Consider the following 3,465-nt stretch of genomic DNA (forward strand, 5'->3'; position numbering starts at 1 on the left):
AAAAGAAACAAAACCAAACAAAAAGCTTAGGCTCAGTCCGTTCTCGAAAATCTTGTCGATTTTCAATCCCGTACTAATCCTAGCCAAAACCGTTGCCAAAAACTAAGAAACTGAAAATGAGAAAAATATTATTAATCATATCGACTATAATATTGTCTAGTTGTGTAAGTGCTAAAATAACATCTAGAAAAGCTGAAGATTTTAATGAAAAAATCAATAACATATATATATTATCCAGAGGAGCTGAAGATGCAAAATACTTTTATAAAGGTTTTTTCATTGAGTTAGAAAAATATTTTAATGAAGAAAACATAAAGTTTGAAAGTTATAGATACGATAAATTATCATTAGAGACAGATAAAGATATAGACGAAAAAATAAACAAATTTTCTCCAGATGTAGTAATGTTAATAAACCAAACAGAGTCTGAAAAACACATTAATGCTGTTAGTATAGGCTTTACCCATAGTACAATTACTAAAGGAACTTTTGACATAAAACTATTTCTTCCAAATAGTGAAAAAATAGTTTGGAGAGGAAACCTTACTGCAGATGCAGCATATGATAATTTAGCACAAGCTGCAGAAAAATCCGTACAAAAATTAATTGAAAAATTAAAATTAGATGGTTTACTCTAATTAAAAAAGCATTTGGCAACACCGGCTAAACTTCATACGGGTTTTGTGCTTACTTCAAAGTTTTGTGTATATTTACTAAGTCGCCAAATCTTGTTGATTTGGCTTTGTGAGAACAAAGAAACAAAGACAAAAAAATGAGAGAAATAATTCAAATTAGATGGACTAATTTTATTGGTTTGAATACTTTTGTTTTATTAGGAATTATTTCGAATCTCTTAAATGAAAACGTTAACTTTTTAAGTAATTTATTAGGTTTCTTAGGAATTATATTTGGATATTATTTTATGTTCATTGGATCTTGGTTTTTCTTTGTTTTTCTAGTTACTGAGATCAAATTCTGTATGAGAAATAAAAAGAAATTTATTAACCATATTTTTGAAAACAAAATAGTTTTAGGCGGAATAATCCCTGCTATTATAATACTCTTTACTGTTATTTATAGAATATTAAATTAGAAAAATATTGAAATTTATTCAACGAGTTGTAAGTGGAATTATTGGTGCTTTTACAGGTCTAATAATAAGTTTTTTTGGAATATTTTCATTTTGTTGGGCATTTGACAAATTATATCCCCCTGTAAATTCAACTGGAGGATTAGGAACTGTTGGTTGGATATTTATTCCTTTCGTAGCTCCAATTATTTCTTTTATTTTATTTATTTGTTTCTTTATTTGGATTCCTTTTAAAAGAAAAAAATAAATTATTTCTAACAATAAAAACATAATTTGAAATTAAAAAAAAACTGAAAACCACGAAAAGCTAACACCGGCTAAACTTCATGCGGGTTTTGTGCTAACTTCAAAGTTTTGTGTATATTTACTAAGTCGCCAAATCTTGTTGATTTGGCTTTGGGTAACCACAAAAAACAAATCCAAACAAAAAGCTTCGGCTTAGTCCGTGTTCGAAAATCTTTCCGATTTTCAAGCCCGCACAAAGCCTAGCCAAAACCGTTGGCCAACATTAAAAACATGAAATTTTCAAGGAAAGAAATATCAAGAGCTGGAGAGACAATGATGACTTCGAGTTCTCAAAGTGAAGTGGATTCCGCTCTAAATAAAATAAATACTTGGAGATTACACCATATAAAACCACTTAAGGTTATGAGAAATGGGTTAGAAAAACTATGTAGTAAACATAAAATAAAACCTTTATTTGTTTCTCAGAGACTTAAGCGTTTGACATCAATACAATATAAATTGGACTTAAATGAAAATATGGGACTTGGAGGAATGCAAGACATTGGAGGTTATAGAGCTGTTTTAAAAGATGTTCAAGACCTTAAAGAACTAAAAAAACTAATTGAGAATCATAAACAAAACCATAAACTTTTAAAAACCAAAGATTATATTGACGAACCTAAAGAATCTGGGTATAGAAGTATTCATTTTATTTATGAATATAAGTCAACCTCTGAGACTTATAATGGTCTAAAGATTGAATTACAAATTCGTACAAAACTTCAACACAATTGGGCTACAGCAGTCGAAACAGCTGGTATTATTACCGATACATCGCTTAAGTCAAGTATGGGACCTGATAAATGGTTAAATTTTTTTAAAACTGTAAGCTCACTATTTGCTATAAAGGAAGGTGTTCCAATATTAGAAATTCACTCTGAAAAGACAATGAAAGAGTTAATGGTTGAGTGTTATACAAATTGTGAAGAATTAAAAATAATTGAACATTTAAGAGCTTTAGGTGCAACTACAAAACATTTAGAAAAACAAAACTTCCCTGGAGACTATTATCTTATAAACATCGATATAGAGAAACGAAATGTAAATTTAAATGTATATGATAATAATTCTTTAGAAACTGCTACTGATAAATATTTAGAATTAGAAAAAGAAATTGAAGACTCAAAAAATGCAGTAGTTCTTGTATCTGCTAATTCACTACGATTATTAAAGAAAGCATATCCTAGTTATTTTTTAGACACAACAGAATTCTTAATTGCATTGGAAAAAATTAATGAAAATTGTTTAAAACTGGGATATATATAAAACGTAGGCTAACACCGGCTAAACTTCATGCGGGTTTTGTGCCAACTTCAACGTTTTGTGTATATTTACTAAGTCCGCCAAATCTTGTTGATTTGGCTTTGTGAAAACAAAGAAACAAAACCAAACAAAAAGCTTCGGCTTAGTACGTGTTCGAAAATCTTGTCGATTTTCTTCCCGCACTAATCCTAGCCAAAACCGTTGTAACTAATTGCACAAAAAAATGTTGAAATATTTATATACATTAATATTTTTTATCTTTTTTAATTTTTCTTTCTCTCAAAATTTTAAGGAAATTGAAAAAATAAGCAAATATGTACAATCAATTGAAAAAGAAAAATTGAAAGAAATTTATCATGTTCATTCTCAACATAATGTTTTTAAAATAACAAAATCTGAGTTGAATTCCATTATGGAAAATAACAAAGAATCAATTAAAGAAAGTAAAAATCATGAAATGGAGAATATTGGAGGTAGTTATCTTGAAATGTTTTCTAATAAAAAAAATGAACTAACATTAGTAGAGCATAATGATGGTATTAATGATAATTATTTTATTGAAAAATATTATTATTTGAAAGATCTCTTGGTTTTCTGTAGCATACAAAAGAATTTATGGGAAGGACAAAAATTACTTTGGAAATCTGATTATTATTTTATTAATGAAAAAACATATCTAAAGAATTCTCTAAACAAGTCAGGGAATAAAGTTTATTACATTAAGGAAATGGATATTTTAGCCCCCAATAAGTTCGGAGTGTTCTTTTAAATTTCAAACTAATATATTTGAAATATGAAATACAAGAAATGGGAGTTGTCCCAGAAGC

At 28.1% G+C, this 3,465-nt stretch carries 5 protein-coding genes; 4 read left to right on the forward strand and 1 reads right to left on the reverse strand.

All coding sequences use genetic code 11. The features are described from left to right. The first annotated feature begins 116 nt into the window (after positions 1–116). Positions 117–638 carry a hypothetical protein gene (locus GGR97_RS15120; RefSeq protein ID WP_167899364.1) on the forward strand — a complete coding sequence of 174 codons (522 nt, stop codon included), beginning with the start codon at positions 117–119 and terminating at the stop codon, positions 636–638. Positions 639–772: 134 nt separating this feature from the next. Further along, entirely contained in the window at positions 773–1,093 is a 321-nt protein-coding gene (locus tag GGR97_RS15125) for a hypothetical protein (RefSeq protein WP_167899365.1), read from the forward strand. A gap of 18 nt (positions 1,094–1,111) precedes the next feature. Here GGR97_RS15125 and GGR97_RS15130 read toward each other — a convergent pair whose 3' ends face one another. Next, the gene (locus tag GGR97_RS15130) at positions 1,112–1,351 is read right to left on the reverse strand and encodes a hypothetical protein (protein WP_209272398.1); all 240 of its coding nucleotides are present in this window, start codon (positions 1,349–1,351) and stop codon (positions 1,112–1,114) included. Positions 1,352–1,606: 255 nt separating this feature from the next. On the opposite strand from GGR97_RS15130, the gene GGR97_RS15135 reads away from it, so the two are divergent. Further along, positions 1,607–2,641: a RelA/SpoT domain-containing protein gene (locus GGR97_RS15135; RefSeq protein WP_167899367.1), complete on the forward strand. Its 1,035-nt coding sequence runs from the start codon at positions 1,607–1,609 to the stop codon at positions 2,639–2,641. Between the two features lie 220 nt (positions 2,642–2,861). Continuing rightward, the gene (locus GGR97_RS15140; RefSeq protein ID WP_167899368.1) at positions 2,862–3,407 is read left to right on the forward strand and encodes a hypothetical protein; all 546 of its coding nucleotides are present in this window, start codon (positions 2,862–2,864) and stop codon (positions 3,405–3,407) included. The last annotated feature ends 58 nt before the right edge of the window (positions 3,408–3,465 follow it).

The sequence above is a fragment of the Wenyingzhuangia aestuarii genome, from assembly GCF_011927765.1.
In the GTDB taxonomy this organism is placed as follows: Bacteria; Bacteroidota; Bacteroidia; order Flavobacteriales; family Flavobacteriaceae; genus Wenyingzhuangia; species Wenyingzhuangia aestuarii.

Bases quoted from the DNA above. Each gene is read 5' to 3' on its own strand.
- GGR97_RS15120 (WP_167899364.1), top strand. From the start codon at position 117: ATGAGAAAAATATTATTAATCATATCGACTATAATATTGTCTAGTTGT.
- GGR97_RS15125 (WP_167899365.1), top strand. From the start codon at position 773: ATGAGAGAAATAATTCAAATTAGATGGACTAATTTTATTGGTTTGAAT.
- GGR97_RS15135 (WP_167899367.1), top strand. From the start codon at position 1,607: ATGAAATTTTCAAGGAAAGAAATATCAAGAGCTGGAGAGACAATGATG.
- GGR97_RS15140 (WP_167899368.1), top strand. From the start codon at position 2,862: ATGTTGAAATATTTATATACATTAATATTTTTTATCTTTTTTAATTTT.